Source organism: Pseudomonas sp. URIL14HWK12:I12 (genome assembly GCF_003097135.1).
Lineage (GTDB): Bacteria > Pseudomonadota > Gammaproteobacteria > Pseudomonadales > Pseudomonadaceae > Aquipseudomonas.
The window spans coordinates 1,461,949-1,482,917 of sequence record NZ_QEQL01000001.1 but is presented as its reverse complement, the minus strand read 5'-3'; the positions used below and the strand labels follow the sequence as shown (position 1 = coordinate 1,482,917).

Below are 20,969 nucleotides of genomic sequence, written 5' to 3'. Positions count from 1 at the left end.
GTTCCGGTGGCCGGCGTCGATCACGGCGTGACCATCGTTGGCCTGGACAACAAAGGCCCCGAGCACTCCGTCAACGAAGCGAACCTGCCCAACGGCACCGACCCCAATGCCGACGCGCTGACCGTGAAGGGCAGTTTCAACATCGATGCCAAGGACGGGCTGAGTTCGCTGACCATCGACGGCGTGCAGATCATCAGCAACGACGCGCTGGTGGGTACCTCGGTGGTCGGGCAGGACGGCAACACCCTGACCATCACCGGCTACGACGCGGCCACCCAGACCCTGAGCTACAGCTACACCCTGAGCGAAGCCCAGCAGAACCTGGGCAAGGCCGATCAAGCGCTGTACGAAGACTTCAAGGTCGTGGCTACCGACCCACAAGGCCAGAGCGACCTGGCCTGGCTGAATGTGCAGATCGTCGATGACGCCCCGATTGCCAAGCCGGACTTCGCCACTGTCTCGGATCACAACACCCGCATCAGTGGCAGTGTCTTGACCAATGATCTGATCGGTGCCGACAGCAACGAGCGGCCTGTCACCGCCCAGTCCAACGTTCAAGGTATCTATGGCACGCTGAATCTGAACAGCGACGGCACTTACACCTACGCGCTGAACACCGACAGCGCCGCTTACAAGGCAATCGTGCCTGGCCAACATGCCGAAGAACATTTCCAGTATCAGATCACCGATGGCGACGGCGATTCCGCGACCTCCTGGCTCAACATCCAGGTCAACAACCTCGTCGACCCCATTACCCTGAACATCGCTCAGGACACACTGACCGTTCAGGAAAGCGCGCTGCCTGGCGGTAGTCACGAGAACAGCGATGGCCGAACCGTTGACAGTACTTTCAAGGTCGAGGCCGCCGATGGTGTGCAGAACCTGACGGTAGGCGGGGTTGAGGTGGTCAAGAACGGCCAGGTCGTGATCGACCAGAACGGCGCGTCGGCCAAAACCGATCACGGCACCTTTACGGTCACTGGCTACTCCGACGGCACCGTGTACTACAAGTACACGCTTGAGAAAGCGGCTGACCACGCGGCGGGCCAGGGCGCCAATACCTTGGACGACAATATCTCCATTGCTGCCGAGAGCCGTGGGGGCGAAAAGACCACAGGCGAGCTGCACATGCGCATCGTTGACGATGTGCCCAGTGCAAGCCATGACGCCCCGACCCTGGATGTGCAGAACGCCGGTACCAACCTGATGCTGGTGCTCGATACTTCCAACAGCATGAATGGCCCCAGCAAGGTCGGTGACCTGTCGCGTCTGGATTTCGCCAAGCAGGCCATCGACACACTGATCGGTCAATACAGCGACCTGGGCGATGTGCGGGTTCAGATCGTGACGTTCAACACCTACGCCAACCAGCTTGAGTCGCACTGGATGACCGCCGACCAAGCGCGTGCGGCGCTCAATGACATCACCGCCTCAGGTGGCACCAACTACGACTACGCCCTGGACAAGGCCAGCTCGGCCTGGAGTGCGCCGGGTGCCCTGGCGAGCGGCCAGAACGTCAGCTACTTCCTTTCCGACGGCAACCCGACCCTTTCTGACCAGCAGCCACTGCCGGTTACAGGTGTGCAGAACGGCCGTGAGACCGAGCCGGGCGTGGGTGACGGCATCAGTGCAGCCGAAGCTCAGAGCTGGGAAGGTTTCCTGCGTGACCACAACATCAAATCCTACGCCATCGGCATGGGCCCGAGCCTGGACACCCAATACCTTGACCCGATCGCATATGACGGCGTACGCGGGCAGAACACTGACGCGCAATGGGCACGCAACCTGAGCGACCTGCCCGATGCGTTGGCTGGCACCGTCACCAGTGCGCCGGTCAGCGGTTCGCTGGTGGGCGAAGGGGGCTTTGGTGCCGACGGCGGCCACGTCAGCACGCTGAGCGTGGACGGTGTGACCTGGACCTACGCTCCAGCCAACGGCCGAGAGCTTGGCAGCGTTCAGGCCAGCGACCCTAACGCGAAGTACAGCTTCAACCCCGCCAGTGGTGAGCTCACCATCAGCACCGCCCACTCCGGTGAACTGACGGTCAACCTCAACACCGGTGCCTACCAGTACGCCCTGCAGAACGGCAACGCTGGCGGCTACCGCGAGAACATCACGTTCACCCTGGAAGACAACGATCGCGATACGGCCAGCTCTTCACTGGTGGTCAATGTCAAGGCTGCAGCGGAGGCCGATTTCACCGCCACAAGCGTGAACCGGCTGCGAGTGCTGGATGACGCCCGCGCGATCGAGCGCTCGGACTTTCACGCCAATACGGCCATCCTGCTGGCCACGGTACTGGTGGCGGGGACCCTGGGCACCGCGGAAAACGGCCGCTTGAGCGACGCACTCACCGTGTCGCTGCGCAAGGGCGAAACCCTGGACGTCAGCCAGCAGGACGGCAAGAAAGTCAGCGTGAGCTGGGCCGATAGCGATGGCGTGTATCACGCGTTGGGCAAGGACGGTTTCACCGCCGACCACGATGGTCAGTATCACATCAAGGTTACCGAGGCGCCGGCCGTGGCCGCGCGTGGCCAGGATAGCGACTACAGCCTCAAGCTGGGCTTGCATTACGGCCAGCCGCAGGTGGAAACCCACGCGCTGCAAGTCACCCACGCCGAGGTGCAGACGGCCGAGCACACCAGCCACGCTCGTGTCGCCGTAGCCCATGCAAGCGAACAGGCCGTAGCCGAAAACACCCCCGCCAAAGAGGCCGCTGGCAAAGCGGACCATCAGAACCTGGGCACCCTTCTGGGGGATGAACATGAGCAGCCATTGTTCGGCAGCGACCAGGCCCAGCCGCAGGATGGCAAGGGGCACGAGGTGGTGGTTGCCGGTGCTGGGCACGAGGTGCTCAGCGGCGGTGCCGGGGCCAATACTTTCGCCTGGGAGCCCGGCAGCAACGGCCATGACGTAGTGACCAACTTCAAGCCAGGCGTGGATACGCTCGACCTCAGCCAGCTGCTGGGCGATGTCGCCAAGAACGGCTCATTGGATGACTTCTTCAAAGTGACCCAAACCGGCAAGGGCGATGATGTCAGCAGCACCTTGATCGTCGGCAAGGGCAGCAACGCCCAGTCCATCGAGCTTGACCATGTGAACCTCGCCGAGCAGTACCATGCCAGCACTCAAGCCGACGGCAACCATGGCTTGGTGGTCAGCGCTCACGATGTCATCAATGGGCTGCTGGGCGACCATTCGCTCAAGGTCGAGGCGTCGTAATTCCCCGGCATGAGGCTAAAAATGGGCGGCAGCTGTCATGAGGCTGCCCATTTGGCCGCTGTATGATGGCTTTGAGGCTGCCTGAATAGCGGCAGCCGTTCTTCTTGATGCCACCACATCGCGCGCTCGAGCATTTGCTGATACGCTCGATGACGCCTAACGCCAGCTCCGTGGGAGCCCCCAATGCCCAATTCGACTCGCGCCTGCCCGGTAGTGTTTCCGCACTCGGCGCGCGCCTCCCGCGACCCTATGTCGGACATCGAGTTGTTGCACAGCATCAGTGTGGCTCTTATCGGTGAACAGGATCGCGAGGCACTGTATGGCAAGATCGTCGATGCGGCGGTAGCCATCACGGGGTCTCATTTCGGCACGATGCAGCTGTTGTGCGTAAAGGGCGACGAGCCGAGCCATGATGGCCAGCTGCAGTTGCTTTACTCCCATGGGCTATCCCCTGAGGCTATCGAGCTCTGGCAGTGGGTCGACCCCGGCGCACGCAGCAGTTGCACCCAGGCTTTGATCCTGCGCGAGCGTGTGATCATCCCGGATTTCGAACAATGGCCGGGCATCGCTGGCACGCAAGACCTTGCGGCATTTCGCCTGGCCGGTATCCGTTCTGCTCAAACCACGCCGTTGATGAGCCGTAACGGTCAACTGCTGGGCATGATTTCTACCCATTGGCGCGAGCCTCATCACCCCAGCGAGCGCGACTTGCGCCTGCTCGACATCCTGGCGCGCCAGGCGGCCGACCTGCTAGAGCGTACGGCCGCCGAGCAAGCGTTACGCCAATTCAATGAAAACCTCGAACGGCGTGTTATGGAGCGTACCGCTGAACTGCTGCAGGCCGAGGAGAAACTGCGCCAATCGCAGAAAATGGAAGCGGTCGGTCAGCTCACAGGTGGCCTGGCCCACGACTTCAACAACCTGCTTGCGGGCATTTCCGGGGCGTTGGGGATGATGGAGCGACGTATCGAGCAGGGCCGGCCCGATGACCTGGGCAAGTACCTGGTGGCCGCGCAGGGCGCGACTCAGCGTGCCGCCTCGCTTACCCACAGGCTGCTGGCGTTTTCACGTAGGCAGGCGCTCGACCCAAGGCCTACCGACGTCAATGCGCTGATGCATGGGATGGTGGAGTTGGTGCAGCGCACCGTCGGTGGGCGGATTCTGGTCAAAACCGAGGCGGCTGACGCGCTCTGGCTGGTGCGGGTGGATGCGGGCCAACTGGAAAACGCTTTGTTGAATCTCTGCATCAATGCCCGCGACGCAATGCCTGAAGGCGGGCACATGACCCTTCGCACGCGCAACCGGTGGGTCAACGCGCACGTCGACGACAACGCAGGCCTGGCGACGGGTGAATACCTGTGCCTGAGCGTGACCGACACCGGCACCGGTATCGCTCCTGAGATTCTGGCGCGCGTGTTCGAGCCCTTCTTCACCACCAAGCCGGTGGGGCAGGGCACAGGCCTTGGGCTGTCGATGATCTATGGCTTCGCCCAGCAGTCAGGGGGTGGGGTACGCATTGCCTCGGTGCTGGGGCAGGGCACTGAGGTGTCGATCTACCTGCCGCGCTGCCAGGCGTCGGTGGCTGCCGACGCCTGCCCTGACCTGGTAGGCGAAGCGTCGAACGATGCCGTTACCGAGCCGCGGCAACTCATGAACCTCTAGCCTGGCAGGCTGCCGGTCACCGCCGCCCCGTCGGGCGGGCGGTTCGAAATCAATGGTGGCGGGGTTTGAGCAGCGCGGGTTTTTCATCCGGGGCGTGGCTGATCAGGTAGAGGCCGGTGAGGATCTCCGGGATCTGCACGATCATTTCGTCGAGCAGGTCGGCATCGCGGGCAATGTCGGCGAATTCGGGTTGTTCGTCGAACAAGCCCGAGGCAGCCATGATCGGCAGCAGCAGCTCGCTCACTTCATCCTCGGCGGTATCGAACCACGCGGCCTCGCGCAGGAACACACCTTCCATGAACCCGATGCACCAGCCGCGCAGGTCCGACTCGTCGGGCTCATCGCCCAGGTCGAGGTCGCATGGCAGCTCGAATTCCTCGTCGCTGGCCAGCTGGCGGGCGATGTGGGCCTTCAGGGCTACCAGGGTCGTTTCGACCTCTACGTGCTGGGCCTCGCTGCTGTAGTGAGGCTCTTCAGCAAACAGTGCGTCGATCCACTCACGCTCCGGCACCGGCTCGGCGCAGATCGACAATGCCGTGAGGTAGCCATGAGTGGCGATGTAGTCCAGCGCTTCCTCGTGCAGGTCGTCGGCGTCGAGAAAGGCTTGCAGGCGTGTAAGTTGCTCAGCGAAGGACATTGAGGTGGCTACCTTGGGGGTGGGAACAAAGGGTAATTCTAGGCCCTGCATGGGCATTAGCGCCAGCGGCCGGACCAATACGCCCGGCTGGGGTATACTGCCGCCTCCAACGCCTGGCTCATCCGCGGTTACGTTTTAGCTGCGGCGCCTTGCGTTTTCTCATCCACACTTCGCGGCGAGTGTTTCCAGGGGGTCAGAGGTTACGATGCACGAACAGGCACTGCGCGTTCTCAAGGATGTATTCGGCTATGACAGCTTCCGGGGCCGTCAGGGCGAAATCATCGAGCGCGTAGCCAAGGGGGGCGACGCGCTGGTACTGATGCCCACCGGCGGCGGCAAGTCGCTGTGCTATCAGGTGCCGGGCTTGCTGCGTACCGGCCTGGCGGTCATCGTTTCGCCACTGATCGCCCTGATGGACGACCAGGTCGCCACCCTAGACGAGCTCGGCGTAGCAGCGGCGGCGCTGAATTCCACGCTCGATGCCGAGCAGCAGCGCCAGTTGGCCGTTCGGCTCCGCCAGGGCGAGATCAAGATGCTCTACCTGGCACCCGAGCGGCTGGTGCAGCCGCGCATGCTCAGTTTTTTGCAGCAACTGGACATCGCCCTGTTCGCCATCGACGAAGCGCATTGCGTATCGCAGTGGGGCCATGACTTTCGCCCCGAATACCTCGAGCTGGGCCGCCTGGCCGAATTGTTTCCCGATGTGCCACGCATCGCGTTGACCGCCACGGCCGACAAACGCACCCGCGAGGAAATCGTCAATCGGCTTCACCTGCATGACGCCGAAAGGTTTCTGTCGAGCTTCGACCGGCCCAATATCTTCTACCGCATCCTGCCCAAAGAGCAGCCGCGCAAGCAGTTGCTCAGTTTCCTTGCCCAGCGCAAGGGCGACGCTGGCATCGTTTATTGCCTTTCACGCAAGAAGGTCGACGATATCGCGGCCTTCCTGTGCGAGCAGGGCTACCCGGCGCTGCCTTATCATGCAGGGCTGCCCGCTGACCTGCGTGCCTTCCATCAGAAGCGCTTCCTCAACGAGGAAGGGCTGATCATGGTGGCCACCATTGCTTTCGGTATGGGCATCGACAAACCGAACGTGCGGTTCGTCGCGCACATGGACCTGCCCAAATCGCTGGAAGCCTACTACCAGGAAACCGGCCGCGCAGGTCGCGATGGCCTGCCTGCCGACGCCTGGATGGCTTATGGCCTTCAGGATGTGCTGATGCTCAAGCAGATGATGCAGAACTCCGAAGGAGACGAGCGCCATAAGCGTGTTGAGCAGCACAAGCTCGACGCCATGCTAGCCCTGTGTGAAGAGACGCGCTGCCGGCGCCAGGCGATGCTGGCCTATTTCGACGAAGTGCTGCCCGAACCGTGCGGCCACTGCGACAACTGCATCGACGGCGTGCAAACCTGGAATGCTACCGAGCCTGCGCGCCAGGCGCTGTCGGCGGTGTACCGTACCGGCCAGCGCTACGGTGTAGGCCATCTGGTCGATGTACTGCTGGGCAAAGACAACGACAAGGTGCGCCAAGCCGGCCATCAGCAATTGGCGGTGTTCGGGGTAGGCAAAGAGATGGCCGATGCCGAGTGGCGAACGCTCTTTCGCCAGTTGGTAGCCCGCGGCCTGGCCGATATCGACCTGGAAGGCTTCGGAGGCTTGCGCCTGACCGAAGCCTGCCGCCCGCTGCTGCGCGGCGAACAGGAGCTGGAGCTGCGCCGCGATACCAAGCCGCAAGTGGCCGCTCGCTCCAGCGGTGGCGGCAGCCCCGCGAGCCAGCTGGTGCGGGGCGAGGAGCGCGAGCAGTGGGAGGCGCTGCGGGCCTTGCGCAGGCGCCTGGCCGAAGAGCACAAGGTGCCGCCCTATGTCATCTTCCCCGACTCGACCTTGCTCGAAATGCTGCGTAGCCAGCCACGCGACCTAGGCGACATGGCCCAGGTGAGCGGCGTCGGTGCGCGCAAGCTCGAGCGTTACGGGCAGGCCTTCCTGGAAGTGCTGGCCGGGGGGCAAGCGCCATCGGCCTCGGCTTCGCCCACCGACCTGCGCCACGAATTGGTGAGCCTGGCGCGGGCGGGCATGACGCCAGCGCAGATCGCCGGCCAGCTCAAGTGCACCGAAAAGAACGTCTACAGCCTGCTCGCCGAGCTCATCGGCGAGCAACAGCTGTCGCTTGAGCAAGCACTGGACTTGCCCGAGGAGCTGCTCATGGAGCTGCAGGATGCTTTCCTCGATGGTGAGGGTGAGCTCCCCTCGGTCAGTGAGGTCCAGCCGCTGTTCGCCGGGCGCGTGCCCGATGGCGTGCTGCACTGCGTGCGTGCGGCACTGCAGGCTGAATTCCAGCTGTAGCCTGCCGGAACAGGCAGCTTGCAGCTTGGCATGGGTCATGCTTAGCTCACTAACAAATTATTCGAACGTGTCTTTCTGAACCGTGGGTTTTTTATGCCGTTGAACGATCAACACCGTTTCGGTACTCAATTGGCGCAGCTGTCCCGTGCGTGGCGTGGCGAGCTGGACCGGCGCCTGGCTGGGCTGGGGTTATCCCAGGCACGTTGGCTTGTATTGCTGCACCTGGCGCGTTTTACCGAGGCCCCCACTCAGCGCGAGCTCGCCAAGAGTGTAGGGGTCGAGGGCCCGACTTTGGCCAGGCTTCTCGACAGCCTGGAGAGCCAGGGGCTGGTTCAGCGCCTGGCCGTGCAGGAAGACCGCCGAGCCAAGAAGATCATGCTCAGCCAGGTAGCGATGCCGTTGATCGACCAGATCGAAGCGATCGCCCAGGCGTTGCGTGCCGAGCTCTTCGACGGGGTGGGTGATGAGGAACTGCGAATAGCGATGGCTGTGCACGCCAAGGTGCTGGCCAACCTCGAAAAGAAATCCTGAGGTGTGCGCTTTGAGAATGATCGGCTGCAAGCTATAACGATGTTACCGGTAGCAGTATTTCCCAAGGGATGCTCATGCACATGCGTTTCACGCCCACACCCAGGTTGGCCCTGCGCCTTCTGAAGGCTTCCTGCCTCGCCGCTGCCGTGGCGTTACCAGGCATGGCCAATGCGCTTGGGCTGGGGAACATCAGCTTGCACTCTGGGCTGAACCAGCCTTTCAATGCTGATATCGAGCTGCTCGACGTTGCAGGGCTGGGGCCTGAAGACATGCGGGTCGGGCTGGCATCGCCACAGGCATTCGCCAACGCTGGGCTGGACCGCCCGTTTTTCCTCTCCGATCTGAGCTTCACCCCAGTTTTCCGCAATGGGCGCGCGTTCATCCACGTGGCCTCGACCAAGGCGGTGGTTGAACCGTATCTGAGCTTCGTTGTGCAGGTCGACAGGCCCAGCGGCCAGCTGCTGCGCGGTTATACCCTGCTGATCGATCCGCCGGGTGCGGTAGCCCTTGCACCGGCGCAAATTCCGAGCCCTGGCAGCCGCCAGGCCGCTGACGTAACACCCGTGCCGCCTGTGCAGGCTAAGCCGGCTGCGCCGGCCGCCGAGCGTGCTCGGCCGTCAGCTACCGAAGGCAAGCGCTACGTTGTGCAGAAGGGCGATACGTTGTGGACGATCACCCAGCGCCTGGTCACTGCCGGTACGCCAACGCCCCCTAACGAGCTGGCTCGCGACCTGCGGGCCTTGAACCCCAGCCGTGGCCCGCTCAAGGCTGGCCAGGCCCTCCTGCTACCTGATGTTGCAGTGTTGCCGCAAGCCCCTTCGCCCGCAGAGGCTGCCTCGACCGGGGATAAAACGGCCCCCGCACCGCCAGCGCCCGCCCCGGATATGGCCGCGAGCGTACTCAACCAACAATTGCAGCAGAACCTGGACAACCTGCAAAACCAGGTCAAGAGCCTGCAGAGCGACCTGGCGAGCCGCGACCAGCATATCGATGAGTTGCAAAATCAATTGAGCGGCAGCAAACCGCCAGCCTCGCAACCTCCTGCAGCACCTGCTCAGCCGGCGCCAACCGCCTCGCCTGCGGCTCCCGTTTCGGCTCCCGGTTCGGTGCCGAGTTCGGCTCCCTCAAAGCCCGCCCCGGCGGCACCTGTGGTGGTCTCAGAACCGGTGATGGCCGAGGACGACAGCTGGATGTACCAAGTCGCGGCACTGGTAGCGGTCGCGCTGCTGCTGGGCTTGCTGCTATGGCGGCGGCGCACCGCAAAGGCGCCCAAAGGCGTGGTAGTGGCCGAACACCCCACGGCGCCGCAGCCCTACAGGGGGCCCGCCGTGGCTGCAACGGCTGCGCTGGAAGAAGACGATGACCTTCAGGAAACGCCCGTGGCACCCGGCCCGGCCCCTGCTCGCAAGTCGCCGCCAGCCACCGACGCGCTCGACGGCGCCAGCATCTATATTGCCTACGGGCGCTTCAACGAAGCGCTGGGTATCCTGCGCGAAGGCGTCAAGCGTGAGCCCGGGCGCATGGACCTGCGCCTTCGGATCCTCGAAGTGCTCGCGATGCAGGGTGATACCGCGGCCTATGTCGACGAGGATCGCCAGCTGCGCGGGCATGGTGTGCCTGCCCACGAGCTCGACCAGGTTCGCGAGCGCTATCCCAAGATCGCCCTGGCATTGGCTGCCACTGCTGCGGCAGCCGCTACTGCAAGCACGGCCCAGGCTGAACCACCGCAACCTGAGCCTGCTCGGCACGTGATGCCCGAGCCACCCGCTGCTGCAGCCGAGCTGCCACTGGATCTCGAACTCAGCGACTTGCCGGACCTTTCGGACCTTGAGCCGCCTGTCGATCCCGCTATCGCGGAGCCGGCCGAGTTCCAGCTAAGCCTGGACGACCTATCGCTCGATGCTGACTGGGCCTCGGTCGACCCTTTCGATACACCCGCGCCACGCAGTGCGGGTGTTGAGGAAGTAGCGCCCGAGCCCTTCGAAGAGCCAGCGCCGGTAGACCTCGGCTTCACCAGCAACCTCAAGGAATTGCCCGAGGTTTTCGAGATGCCCGAGGAGGATTTCCTCGGTGACTTCACCGCCCATCAGGACGAGCGGCTGGCGTTGGCGCCGGTGCAGGAATTCGACGCGCAAGCGCTTGAAGTGGATTTCGAGCGCCATTTCGGTGACGAGCCTCTTGCTTCGAATGAGTTCGAACTGCTCGGTGAAATACCCGACCTGCCTGATCTCGACGAACTGCCCTCGATGGATGAGCTGAGGGAACTGGGGGAGTTGTCACTTGACATGGATGACATCGACAGCCAGTACGACGGGGCCGAAAAACTGGAGCAAGCGCAAGCCCTGATCGACGGCGGCGACGCCGATGCAGCGAGCCGCTTGCTCTACGAGCTGCTGCGTGAGGGCGACGGCGCCAGCCGCCAGCAGGCCCGAACGTTGCTCGCCCAGTTGGAAAACCGTTGAGCATGGCCGGGGCAGCAATCATCCGCATCACCTACTGCACCCAGTGCCAGTGGTTGCTGCGCGCAGCCTGGCTGGCGCAGGAACTGCTCAGCACTTTCGGTTCAGAGCTGGGAGGCGTGACTCTGGTACCGGGCACCGGTGGCGTCTTCGAGATCACCTGCGATGAGCAGGTGATCTGGGAACGCAAGGCCGATGGCGGCTTTCCCGAAGCGAAGGTGCTCAAGCAGCGTGTGCGTGATCGTATCGACCCCGAACGCGACCTGGGCCATAACGACCGCTAACGCTCAAGTGCCGGCAGCAAGGTGGCGGCAATGATCAGTACCCCCCCAGCGAGCATCAAGCCGGTCGGTTGCTCGGCGAAGACCCACCAGGCAAAGGCAATTCCGTAGACCGGCTCCAGGGCGAACACCACCGCCGCGGTGCGGGCTTTGATCACCCGCAGGCTGGCGACAAACAGCCCATGCGCCAGGCCGGTGCAGAGCACGCCCAGCAGGCCTAGCCAAAGCCAGTCCAGCGCACGCAGGCTGCCGGCCTCGGGAAGGGCAGGGGGTAGCAAGGCGAGCGCCACTACCGCGTTCTGGCACAGCGCGGCCTGCACCGGGCCGATGCCAGGGGAACGTGCGCGATTGAGCAGCGCCAGCAGTGCAAACAGCAAACCCGATAACACGCCCCAGAGCAGCCCCGCCATCGCCCCCGTGGCCGAACCTGTTCCCGGCGTGACAAGCGCAAGCCCGAGGGTGACCGCCAGAATTTGCAACAGCTCGGCCCGGCGCAGCTGCTCGCGAAACAGCAACGCCTCAAGTACCACCGTAAACGCCGGGAAGCTGCAGAAACCCAAGGTGCCGATAGCGACACCGCCCACCTTGATCGCCTGGAAGAACGCCACCCAGTGAGCGGCCAAAAGCAGCCCCGCCAGGCCCAGCTGTGCGGCCTCACCCCGCCTTGGCCGCCGCCAGGGTTCGGCGCGCACCAAGCCCATGAAGGTTGCCAGTGCCAGCACCGCAAACCCAGCGCGGGTGCACACGATCACCCAAGGCGTGGCCTGCGCCAACTTGCCGAAGATACCTGCCAGGCCGAACAGCAACGCGCCGGCATGCAGGGCGATCAGGGCCTGGCGTGGCTGCATGGGCAGGCTCCGATCAGTGGCGCCAGAAGGCGGGCATGAAGAGCACCAGCACGGTCACGATTTCCAGCCGGCCGATCAGCATGCCGAAGGACAGCAGCCATTTGGCCGCGTCCGGCAGCGGGGCGAAATTACCCGCAGGGCCAATGGTGTCGCCCAGCCCAGGGCCAACGCCTGCCACGGTGCTGGCCGCACCGGTGAGTGCGGTCATCCAGTCAAGGCCCATCAGGCCCAGTGCCAAGGCGATCAGGCCGATGGTGGCGCCAAAGAAGAACGAGAAGGTCAGTACCGACCGCACGATTTCTTCGTCCAGGCGGTGGCGGTTGTACTGCTGGCGGATCACCGCGCGCGGGTGGATCAACTGATTGAGGCTGGCCTTGAGCAGGATCCACGCCACCTGAAAACGAAAGATCTTGATCCCGCCTGCCGTGGAGCCCGAGCAGCCGCCGATGAAGCCCAGGTAGAAAAAGAACATCAGCGCGAAATTGCCCCACAGGCTGTAGTCGCCCAATGCAAAGCCGGTGGTGGTCACCACCGACGTGGTATTGAAGGCGACGTGGCGCAGCGCGTCATACCAAGGCAGGCCGGTGGTGGCCCAGTACCAGGTGCCCATCACCGCCCAGCACACCAGCAGCAGCCCGATGAACCCCCGCACCTGTTCGTCGCGCCACAGTGCCCAGCGGTTACCCCGCAGGGTGGCGACGTACAGCGTGAACGGCAGGCTGCCGAGGATCATCACCACCACTGCTACCCAGTGCACAGCTGGCTGCTGCCATTTGGCGAGCGACTGGTCGGAAGTGGAGAACCCGCCCGTGGAGATTGCCGACATCGCATGGTTGATGGAATCGAAAGCCCCCATGCCTGCCAGCCAGAACCCCAGTGCCCCGACTGCGGTGAAGCAGACGTACACCAGCACGATCGACTTGGCGACCATGTGCGAGCGCGGCATGACTTTCTCGGAGCGATCGGACGACTCTGTCTGGAACAGCCGCATCCCCCCGATGCGCAACATCGGCAGGATCGCCACGGCCATCCCGATGAAGCCGATGCCGCCGAGCCAATGCAGCAGCGAGCGCCAGATCAGGATGCCCGGTGACATCCCGTCGAGCCCACTGAGGACGGTCGAGCCGGTGGCGGTAATGCCCGACATGCTTTCGAAAAAGGCGTCGGTATAGCTGATGTGCTGGGTGAAGAGAAAGGGCAGGGCCGCGAACACTGCCACGATCACCCAACTGCTGACGGTGAGCATGTACATGTCGCGTGGCCGCAGGTGCACCTGCTCGGGGCGCCCGCGCAGTACCAGCAGAGTGCCTGCGACAAAAGTCAGGGCGCTGGCCCAGATGAATGGCCGCAGTTGGGCATGGTGGCCGTAGTACAGCAGCGTGGCCATCGGCAGCAGCATGGCGATCGCCAGGGTGATCAGGAAGATGCCGATGATGAAACCGATGATGCGAATGGTCGCCGATGCCATGGTGCCCACGCTGGCAGGAAGTCAGCCGGCCATTCTACCTGTGCCCGCCTGCCTGTAAACGCCAGGCTGGCAATCGCCGCGTGGCCACGGTAGCGTGCGACTGATTTTGCCAGCTTTCGCGCGCTTATTGCACAGCCGATCACTTCAAGGAGAAACACGATGGATGCACTTGACGCCCTGCTGCAACGGGTTTCGGTTGGCCGCTTGGTCGCCCCGGCGCCGAGCGCCGAGCAACGCGAGATTCTGTTCCAGGCCGCGTTTCGCGCCCCTGACCACAAGGTGCTGCACCCCTATCGGTTCCTGACCATCGAGGGTGAAGGGCTGAGCCGGCTGGGTGAGCTGCTCGCCGAGGCCACGGCGGCCTCGGCCGAGGATGTTCCTCAAGCGGCCGTCGACAAAGCGCGCAAGAACCCCCTGCGTGCCCCGCTGATCGTCGTCGCCATTGCTTGCCTGCAGGAGCACCCGAAGGTACCGGCCAGCGAGCAATTGCTCACCGCAGGCTGCGCAGCCCACGGCCTGATACTGGCGGCCTATGCACAGGGCATCGGCGCGATGTGGCGCAGTGGCGAGGTGTCGTTTTCGTCAATCGTTGCACAGGGCCTGGGGCTGGCTGCGAACGAGCAGGTGATCGGGTTCATCTACCTGGGTACCGCTGAAACCCAGCCACGCTCGCCGGCGCCACTGCCTACCGGTGACTACGTCAGCGCCTGGGCCGGCCAATAAGCGAAGCGCCCATGAACCTGGACACCCGCATCAAGTTCCGCCACCTGCTGTGCTTTCTGGAGATCGCCCGGCAGGGCAGCTTCGCCCGCGCCGCCGATGCCATGGCGGTGAGCCAGCCGGCTATTTCCAAGACCTTGAAGGAACTGGAGGCGCTGCTGGGCACGCGGTTGTTCGAGCGTGACAAGGCGGGTGTTGAACTCACCCCTGCCGGCACCCGCTTCATGCGCTACGCCGGCCCCTGCGTACAAGCGCTGCGCGAAGGTGTGAGCACCTTGCGCAGCGATCGCCACGAACCGCCGTTGGTGCGCGTGGGGGTATTGTCGACAGTGGAGAGCCAGTTGATGCCCCAGGTGCTGCAACGCCTGCATGCACGCCATGCCGCCCTGGTGGTGAGCGTGGCGACCGGGCCGGGGGCCTACCTGTTGGGGCAGTTGCACGTTGGTGACCTGGACCTGGTGATCGGCCGTATGGCCGACAGCCCCCAGGTGCAAGGGCTGGCGTTCGAGCACCTGTACAGCGAAGCGATGACCCTGATCGTGCGCCCGGGCCATCCGCTGCTAGCGCTGGGCCCTGCCGCGCGGGAGGCTGCCGGCCGCTATCCGCTGGTGCTGCCTTTGGCCGGAACCACCATCCGCAAGCACGCCGACAGCCTGTTCGTGCAGTGCGGCATCGCGCCTTCGGCGCAGCGCCTGGAAACCCTCTCACCCACCTTGAGCCGGCGCTATGTGCTGGGCAGTGATGCCATTTGGGTCGCCCCACGCGATGCGGTGCGCCAGGAGCTGGGGGTGGGCGAGCTGAGCGAGCTGGATTTGGGGGTGAATGAGCCGGGTGGCTCGGTGGGCTTGTGCAGCAATGCAGCCTTGCCGCTGCCGGTGCCGGCGCACTGGGTTTGCGAGGTGGTCAGGGAGGTGGCCGGGCAATACCGGCAGGAGGAGGGGCACCTGCCGCCACGGGTGTGACGGCGGTGCCATGTAACGCTTACAGTGCCAGGTCAGCGTCTGCCTTCGGCGCCACCGGCGCCTTGGAGGCAGCTGGCGACGGGCTGGCGTTGTTCACCGGTGGCGGGGTGTCAAGCTGCAGGATCTGAGCGGTATAGGCCCATTCCTTGGCGACAGCGTCAGGGCTGTCGTTGAGCTTGGTACCGTAGCTCGGCACGATGGTCTTGATCTTGGCCTGCCACTCCGGCGTGGCGACCTTGTCCTTGAACACCTTTTCCAACACGTTGAGCATGATCGGTGCAGCGGTCGAGGCGCCTGGCGATGCGCCCAGCAGGCCGGCGATCGAGCCGTCTTTGGAGGCTACCACTTCGGTGCCCAGCTTCAGCACGCCGCCTTTAGCCTCGTCACGCTTGATGATCTGCACGCGCTGGCCAGCCTGCCATAGGCGCCAGTCTTCCTTCTTGGCATGCGGGAAGTAAGCTTGCAGCGCCTGGAAGCGATCGTCGTCCGACATCATCAGCTGGCCGGCGAGGTATTCCACCAATGGGAATTCGTCCAAGCCCACTTTGGTCATCGGCCAGAAGTTGTGGGTGGTGGTGCTGCTGAGCAGGTCCAGGTAGCTGCCTTGCTTGAGGAACTTGGTCGAGAAGGTCGCGAATGGCCCGAACAGGATCACGCGCTTGCCATCGAGCACGCGGGTATCCAGATGCGGCACGGACATGGGCGGCGCGCCGGTGGAGGCGATACCGTAGGCCTTGGCCATGTGTTGCAGGGCCACGCTCTGGTTATCGGTGACCAGGAACGAGCCGCCAACCGGAAACCCTGCGTACTCCTTGGCTTCAGGGATGCCCGACTTCTGCAGCAACTTCAGTGCACCGCCGCCGGCGCCTATGAACAGGAACTTGGCGTCGGTTTCGGTGGTATCACCGGTCTTCAGGTTCTTGTAGCTGACACGCCAGCTGCCATCATCGTTGTGGGTGATGTCTTCGACTTCGCTCGAAAGCTTCAGGGTGAAGTTCTGCTTGGTCTGCAGGTTGGCGACGAACTGGCGGGTGATCTCGCCAAAATTCATGTCGGTACCGATCGGCGACCAGGTGGCGGCGATTTTCTGGGCCGGGTCGCGGCCTTCCATCATCAGCGGGACCCACTTCTTGATCTGCTCGGGGTCTTCAGAGAACTGCATGCCGCTGAACAACGGGCTGGCCTTCAGCGCCTCAAAGCGCTTCTCGAGGAAGGCAATGTTGTCGTCACCCCATACAAAGCTCATGTGCGGGGTGGAGTTGATGAACGACTTGGGGTTCTTCAACACGCCCTGAGTGACCTGGTAGGCCCAGAACTGGCGCGAGATCTGGAACGCTTCGTTGATCTCGATGGCCTTGGCGATTTGCACCTTGCCGTCTTTGTCAGTGGGCGTGTAGTTGAGCTCGGCAAGGGCCGAGTGGCCGGTGCCGGCGTTGTTCCAGCCGTTGGAGCTCTCTTCGGCCACGCCGTCCAGGCGCTCGACCATCTCCATCGACCAGCCTGGCTCCAGCTCGTTGAGCCAAGTGCCGAGAGTGGCGCTCATGACGCCGCCGCCGATCAGCAGCACGTCGACTTTCTTGACTTGGTCTGCGCACGCAGAGCCGGCCCCCATCGAGACGGCAAGAGCCAGCCCGATCAGGGTTGTGTTGACCCTATCAAACATTGTGTTTATCCACGTTAGCGAGTGACCCGCGGCCCACGGCGGGGTAGCAGGTATTGGCGTTTTTCAGGACTGCGGCGATGTTGTCGCTCCGATCCGCCGCCGCAATGGCTGAATCGGTTATATGAGGGTGCCACTATACCCGAATCCGCGGCAAAGTCGCGCAGGTAGGGCCATGGAGCGCTGGCGGCCAGGGCCATCGTCTTGCGCCAACCGATGAGGATTTAACAGGTTTTTCACATTTCTGAATGGATTTTGAACAGAAAGTGCGCAAACCCATTGAGTTGCTTGAACTTATCAGCGCATTCCTGCTCTCATGCCGTAGCCATCGGTCGGGCGCGCCTGCTAAGCTCGCCGCTTCGTTCCGACTGCTCCCATGGCGCAACATTGAAGGAAACTGCATGAAACAGCATCGATTGGCCGCGGCTATCGCCCTGGTAGGTTTGGTACTCGCAGGTTGCGACAAGCAAACCAGCAGTGTCGAGCTGAAAACCCCCGCCCAGAAAGCCTCCTACGGCATTGGCCTGAACATGGGCAAGAGCCTGGCCCAGGAAGGCATGGACGACCTCGACTCCAAGGCTGTAGCCCTGGGCATCGAGGATGCCGTTGGCAAGAAAGAGCAGAAACTCAAAGACGACGAATTGGTGCAAGCCTTCGCCGATCTGCAAAAGCGCGCCGAGGAGCGCATGGCCAAGAAGAGCGAGCAAGCCCTCGCCGATGGCAAGAAATTCCTTGAAGAAAACGGCAAGAAAGACGGCGTGACCACCACTGCCTCCGGCCTGCAATACCAGGTGATCAAGCAAGGCGACGGCCCGCAGCCCAAGCCTACTGACGTCGTGACCGTGCACTACACCGGCAAGCTCACCGATGGCACCACCTTCGACAGCTCCGTCGACCGTGGCAGCCCGATCGACCTGCCGGTCAGCGGTGTGATTCCAGGTTGGGTCGAAGGCCTGCAACTGATGCACGTAGGCGAGAAGATCAAGCTTTTCATTCCTAGCGATCTCGCTTACGGCGCGCAGAGCCCGAGCCCGGCGATCCCGGCCAACTCGGTGCTGGTGTTCGACCTTGAGCTGCTGGGCATCAAAGACCCGGCCCAAGCCGGCGCCAGTGCCGCCGACGAAGGCGAAGACGAAGACGCTGCTGCGGCCCAGGAGCAAGAGAGCCAGCCTGCGGAGAAGCCCGCGGCCAAGCCTGCCAAGAAGTAATTCGGTAATACCCACAGCGCCCCGCTTGCCGGGGCGCTGTCGTTTCCGGTCGGTGCTCACGCTGAGTACGGGTCATGCTTGCAGCACGCCGGCGGCATCAAGTCGGTGTGCGGTTGTCGAAGGTTTCGTGAGCGGGCGCTGATTGAAAAACGCCCGATCTGAGGTTACCCCTTGGCTTACGGGCTCTTGGGGCTGAAAATCCTTCACTGTTCACATGGTTATCCACAAATAATGTGGATAACCCTTCCCGGTTTACTCGCGGAGGTTCCATGAAAGCACCTTTCACATTCGCACGCTTTCTTCCACTGGCCCAGCGCCTGCTCAGCCGCGGGCGGTTGCCAGCGTTGCTGATTTCGGTCGCGAACAAGCTGCGTGGGCGCGGGCCGGGCAAGCTGCGCGATGATGTCAGCCTGCTCAGCGCGCTGTGCGGTGCGTGGTGGCGGGGTGAATATCGCGCCATCAGCGGCAAGGCGATGCTGTCTGTGGTGGCCGGCCTGCTCTATTTCGTAAGCCCTATCGATGCCATTCCCGACTGGCTGCTGGGTGTTGGCATGCTGGATGACATCGTTGTGCTGAGCTGGGTGATGAAGGTGCTGGCAGGCGAGCTGGATGCCTTTCGCGCCTGGCGAGATCAGCAGTCGCCAGAGCGCCTGCGTGCAGTGGAGCGTGTGCCGGAAGGGGCGACCGCGCTGGAGGGCGAGTACCTGGGCCGATGATGCAGCGGGGTGGCCCTGTGCCGCCACTGGCTGCCCCTAAACTGCCGCGACGCAAGGTGGAATCGATGTCGGGGCCCAGGCTGGCCTACAGGGAGAGGTACTCATGAGCGTGCGGATCAGTCGCAACCACTGGAACCATCTGATCAGCGAGCTGGATTCAGCGCGTAGGCAGCGGCACCTGCTGACGTATCGGGCGTTGCTCGAGCGTTTGCAATTACCCAGCCCGGCGATGCAAACCCTCACCGCTGCCCTCGAATACCTTGCCACGCTCGATGCCCGTGCCGAGCAACCGCTGCGCAGCTCGCTGGTGATCAGCCAGGGCGCCAGCCGCTTGCCACGAACAGGTTTTTTCGAATGCGTATCCCGGCTGGGCCGGTTTGACGGGCCGGCCGATGGCGTTGCGGCAGCCTCCTGGCATGCTTCGGAGGTCGCCCGGGTGTTCGAATACACCTACCCCGAATTGCTTCAGGCTTCCAATACGTAGATGCACGAACCGCTGGAGTCTTTGGCGTGATGCTTGGCCTCCGAGGCCAGCTCTGCCAGGCGGCTGGCATCCAGCCCGCTACAGGCCTGGGGGCGCAGGTGCACCACGCCGATCGACAGTGACAACAGCGCAAAGGTCTGGCGCTGGCCCTGGCGGTTATGGGCGATGAAGCAGCCAGCCTGCTGATGTTCCGGGCGATAGAACCGGTGGCACTGGTTCTGGAAGTCCTCCAGCAGCCTGTCCAGGCGCACTCGCCAGTCGGCCGAGCCCAAAACCAGCATGAAGTCGTCACCGCCTATATGCCCTACGAAATCACGCGCGGGGTCTATGCGGTTCCTTAGGCACTGGGCCAGGCAAAGCAGTATCTCATCGCCCCGGCCGTAGCCGTAGAGGTCGTTGAATGGCTTGAAGCTGTCTACGTCCACGTAGCACACCGCTGCCTCCCGCTGCTGTTGCAGCAGGCGGCCAAGGCATTGCTGAATCGGAACGTTGCCGGGCAGCAAGGTCAGCGGATTAGCGTAGCGAGCCTGTTGGATCTTGAGTTCGGTGATCAGCTTCAATACGTCGATCACCCGGCCCAGCCCCCGGTAGTGGCCACCCTCGGTAATGATGAAGTCTTCCTCGATGCGCTGGCGCGCCCTGCTGGTAAGCAGCCGGCTGACCTGCTGCAGCGTCTGGTTGATATCCACCGCCAGCACGTCGTCGCTCATCAAGCGGCTGATCGGCTTGCGCGCGAACAGTTCGGTGCCGAAGGGTTTGAGGAGGGCATCGGCAAGCGAATGCCGATGCACGATGCCACACGGCTGCCCCTGGGCATCGACTACCGCGAGGGAGTTAAGGCTGGCCTGATGGCGAAACCGCTCCAATACCTGCGCAGTGGGGGTATCGCGAAGCACGGCAGGTTGGTCGATCAGCAGATCGGTCAGGTCGTTGCCTTCATCCTGCAATGCCGGCGGGTTGTCCAACTTGGGTAGCAGCGCCGTTGCGTCGCGCGGGGGCACTTCCTCAGGGCGGGCCAGCAGGTAGCCCTGTACGAGGTCAACGCCCATCTCGGTAAGCACTGCCAGCTCCTCAACTCGCTCGATGCCTTCAGCGATCACCAAGGCGCGGGAGGTCCGCGCAATCTGAAGGATGGAGCCTACGAACTCGCGCTTGACTGCGTCCTGGTGGATGTTGTCGATGAAATGGCGGTCAATCTTGACGTAGTCCGGCCGCAACTCTGACCACAGGCGCAGGCTCGAATACCCCGCGCCGAGGTCGTCCAGAGCGATGGTGAAACCCATGGCGCGGTAGTGGTGCAGTGCCGTGGACAATAAGTGAAAGTCATCGGTTGGGGTTTGTTCGGTGAGCTCGATCACTACCTGTTGCGGGCTCAGGCCGAAGCGCTCCAACAGTTGCAAGGTCAGCCCTGAAGGATGGACCGGCTCGAGCAGCGTTTCGGGGGAAACGTTCAGGAACAGTTTGCCTGGCAGGCGCTGGTCGCGGAAATGCCGGCAGGCGCTTTCGCGGCAGGCCATTTCCAGTTCGCTCAGCCGCCCTGTCTGCCGGGCGACCGAAAACAGGTTCAGGGGCGAATGCAGTGGGCTGTTGGAAGGCCCACGGGAGAGGGCCTCGTAACCAAGAATTCGCCGCTGGGAGAGGCTGACGATTGGTTGGAACAGGCTATGCACCCTGCAGCCTGAAATGATGGAAGTGAGGGTGCTCAGCTGTTCGGTGAGGGTCATGCGCAGGTACCCGACAACAATGAAAAGGGCCGGTCGCTTGTGC

The 20,969-nt window shown here is 63.2% G+C and carries 15 protein-coding genes and 1 pseudogene; 11 read left to right on the top strand and 5 right to left on the bottom strand.

What is annotated here, in order from left to right:
• Positions 1 to 3,222, top strand: a 3,222-nt coding sequence (locus F474_RS06925; protein ID WP_125483369.1) for a VWA domain-containing protein, incomplete at its 5' end; no start/stop codon positions are given.
• 183 nt (positions 3,223 to 3,405) lie between these two features.
• A pseudogene (locus F474_RS06920) lies at positions 3,406 to 4,812 on the top strand (ATP-binding protein); the annotation flags it as partial.
• A 121-nt stretch (positions 4,813 to 4,933) separates the two neighbouring features.
• Here the strand turns inward: F474_RS06920 and F474_RS06915 are convergent.
• A complete protein-coding gene (locus tag F474_RS06915; protein WP_097083295.1) occupies positions 4,934 to 5,521 on the bottom strand; it encodes a YecA family protein in 588 nt (195 codons plus the stop codon).
• Between the two features lie 205 nt (positions 5,522 to 5,726).
• On the opposite strand from F474_RS06915, the gene recQ reads away from it, so the two are divergent.
• The 4 genes from recQ to F474_RS06895 all read left to right on the top strand — a co-directional run bounded on the left by recQ (position 5,727) and on the right by F474_RS06895 (position 11,139).
• Positions 5,727 to 7,865, top strand: a complete 2,139-nt coding sequence (gene recQ, locus F474_RS06910; protein WP_097083296.1) for a DNA helicase RecQ — start codon at positions 5,727 to 5,729, stop codon at positions 7,863 to 7,865.
• Between the two features lie 93 nt (positions 7,866 to 7,958).
• A complete protein-coding gene (locus F474_RS06905; protein ID WP_097083297.1) occupies positions 7,959 to 8,396 on the top strand; it encodes a MarR family transcriptional regulator in 438 nt (145 codons plus the stop codon).
• Between the two features lie 74 nt (positions 8,397 to 8,470).
• Positions 8,471 to 10,858: a FimV/HubP family polar landmark protein gene (locus tag F474_RS06900; protein ID WP_165830275.1), complete on the top strand. Its 2,388-nt coding sequence runs from the start codon at positions 8,471 to 8,473 to the stop codon at positions 10,856 to 10,858.
• A 2-nt stretch (positions 10,859 to 10,860) separates the two neighbouring features.
• On the top strand, positions 10,861 to 11,139 hold the full coding sequence (locus F474_RS06895; RefSeq protein ID WP_097083299.1) for a SelT/SelW/SelH family protein: 279 nt from the start codon (positions 10,861 to 10,863) through the stop codon (positions 11,137 to 11,139).
• On the opposite strand, the gene F474_RS06890 is transcribed toward F474_RS06895, so the two are convergent.
• Complete coding sequence (locus tag F474_RS06890) at positions 11,136 to 11,984, bottom strand: DMT family transporter (RefSeq protein ID WP_097083300.1); 849 nt, start codon at positions 11,982 to 11,984, stop codon at positions 11,136 to 11,138. The genes F474_RS06895 and F474_RS06890 overlap by 4 nt on opposite strands.
• 13 nt (positions 11,985 to 11,997) lie before the next feature.
• A complete protein-coding gene (locus tag F474_RS06885) occupies positions 11,998 to 13,452 on the bottom strand; it encodes a TrkH family potassium uptake protein (RefSeq protein WP_097083301.1) in 1,455 nt (484 codons plus the stop codon).
• 159 nt (positions 13,453 to 13,611) lie between these two features.
• Here F474_RS06885 and F474_RS06880 point away from each other — a divergent pair, with 159 nt between their 5' ends.
• Together F474_RS06880 and pcaQ are read left to right on the top strand one after the other, a co-directional pair.
• The gene (locus tag F474_RS06880; protein WP_097083302.1) at positions 13,612 to 14,175 is read left to right on the top strand and encodes a nitroreductase family protein; all 564 of its coding nucleotides are present in this window, start codon (positions 13,612 to 13,614) and stop codon (positions 14,173 to 14,175) included.
• Positions 14,176 to 14,186: 11 nt separating this feature from the next.
• On the top strand, positions 14,187 to 15,134 hold the full coding sequence (gene pcaQ, locus F474_RS06875; protein ID WP_097083303.1) for a pca operon transcription factor PcaQ: 948 nt from the start codon (positions 14,187 to 14,189) through the stop codon (positions 15,132 to 15,134).
• A 19-nt stretch (positions 15,135 to 15,153) separates the two neighbouring features.
• Here the strand turns inward: pcaQ and mqo are convergent, their stop codons facing one another.
• Positions 15,154 to 16,797 (bottom strand): malate dehydrogenase (quinone), encoded by a 1,644-nt coding sequence (gene mqo / locus F474_RS06870; protein WP_097083304.1) that lies wholly within the window; start codon positions 16,795 to 16,797, stop codon positions 15,154 to 15,156.
• Positions 16,798 to 17,195: 398 nt separating this feature from the next.
• On the opposite strand from mqo, the gene F474_RS06865 reads away from it, so the two are divergent.
• The 3 genes from F474_RS06865 (at position 17,196) to F474_RS06855 (ending at position 19,202) form a co-directional block, all read left to right on the top strand.
• A complete protein-coding gene (locus F474_RS06865; RefSeq protein ID WP_097083305.1) occupies positions 17,196 to 18,002 on the top strand; it encodes an FKBP-type peptidyl-prolyl cis-trans isomerase in 807 nt (268 codons plus the stop codon).
• A gap of 269 nt (positions 18,003 to 18,271) precedes the next feature.
• Positions 18,272 to 18,718: a YkvA family protein gene (locus tag F474_RS06860; protein ID WP_097083306.1), complete on the top strand. Its 447-nt coding sequence runs from the start codon at positions 18,272 to 18,274 to the stop codon at positions 18,716 to 18,718.
• A gap of 103 nt (positions 18,719 to 18,821) precedes the next feature.
• Positions 18,822 to 19,202, top strand: a complete 381-nt coding sequence (locus tag F474_RS06855; protein ID WP_097083307.1) for a hypothetical protein — start codon at positions 18,822 to 18,824, stop codon at positions 19,200 to 19,202.
• On the opposite strand, the gene F474_RS06850 is transcribed toward F474_RS06855, so the two are convergent.
• Positions 19,184 to 20,926, bottom strand: coding sequence for a GGDEF domain-containing protein (locus F474_RS06850; RefSeq protein ID WP_097083308.1), 1,743 nt, complete (start codon positions 20,924 to 20,926; stop codon positions 19,184 to 19,186). The two genes, F474_RS06855 and F474_RS06850, sit on opposite strands and share 19 nt — an antisense overlap.
• Positions 20,927 to 20,969 lie beyond the last annotated feature (43 nt).

What these genes read in the sequence shown, in the direction of transcription:
- F474_RS06915 (WP_097083295.1), bottom strand. Translation starts at nt 5,521, where the DNA reads ATGTCCTTCGCTGAGCAACTTACACGCCTGCAAGCCTTTCTCGACGCC.
- recQ (WP_097083296.1), top strand. Translation starts at nt 5,727, where the DNA reads ATGCACGAACAGGCACTGCGCGTTCTCAAGGATGTATTCGGCTATGAC.
- F474_RS06905 (WP_097083297.1), top strand. Translation starts at nt 7,959, where the DNA reads ATGCCGTTGAACGATCAACACCGTTTCGGTACTCAATTGGCGCAGCTG.
- F474_RS06900 (WP_165830275.1), top strand. Translation starts at nt 8,471, where the DNA reads ATGCACATGCGTTTCACGCCCACACCCAGGTTGGCCCTGCGCCTTCTG.
- F474_RS06895 (WP_097083299.1), top strand. Translation starts at nt 10,861, where the DNA reads ATGGCCGGGGCAGCAATCATCCGCATCACCTACTGCACCCAGTGCCAG.
- F474_RS06890 (WP_097083300.1), bottom strand. Translation starts at nt 11,984, where the DNA reads ATGCAGCCACGCCAGGCCCTGATCGCCCTGCATGCCGGCGCGTTGCTG.
- F474_RS06885 (WP_097083301.1), bottom strand. Translation starts at nt 13,452, where the DNA reads ATGGCATCGGCGACCATTCGCATCATCGGTTTCATCATCGGCATCTTC.
- F474_RS06880 (WP_097083302.1), top strand. Translation starts at nt 13,612, where the DNA reads ATGGATGCACTTGACGCCCTGCTGCAACGGGTTTCGGTTGGCCGCTTG.
- pcaQ (WP_097083303.1), top strand. Translation starts at nt 14,187, where the DNA reads ATGAACCTGGACACCCGCATCAAGTTCCGCCACCTGCTGTGCTTTCTG.
- mqo (WP_097083304.1), bottom strand. Translation starts at nt 16,797, where the DNA reads ATGTTTGATAGGGTCAACACAACCCTGATCGGGCTGGCTCTTGCCGTC.
- F474_RS06865 (WP_097083305.1), top strand. Translation starts at nt 17,196, where the DNA reads ATGAAACAGCATCGATTGGCCGCGGCTATCGCCCTGGTAGGTTTGGTA.
- F474_RS06860 (WP_097083306.1), top strand. Translation starts at nt 18,272, where the DNA reads ATGAAAGCACCTTTCACATTCGCACGCTTTCTTCCACTGGCCCAGCGC.
- F474_RS06855 (WP_097083307.1), top strand. Translation starts at nt 18,822, where the DNA reads ATGAGCGTGCGGATCAGTCGCAACCACTGGAACCATCTGATCAGCGAG.
- F474_RS06850 (WP_097083308.1), bottom strand. Translation starts at nt 20,926, where the DNA reads ATGACCCTCACCGAACAGCTGAGCACCCTCACTTCCATCATTTCAGGC.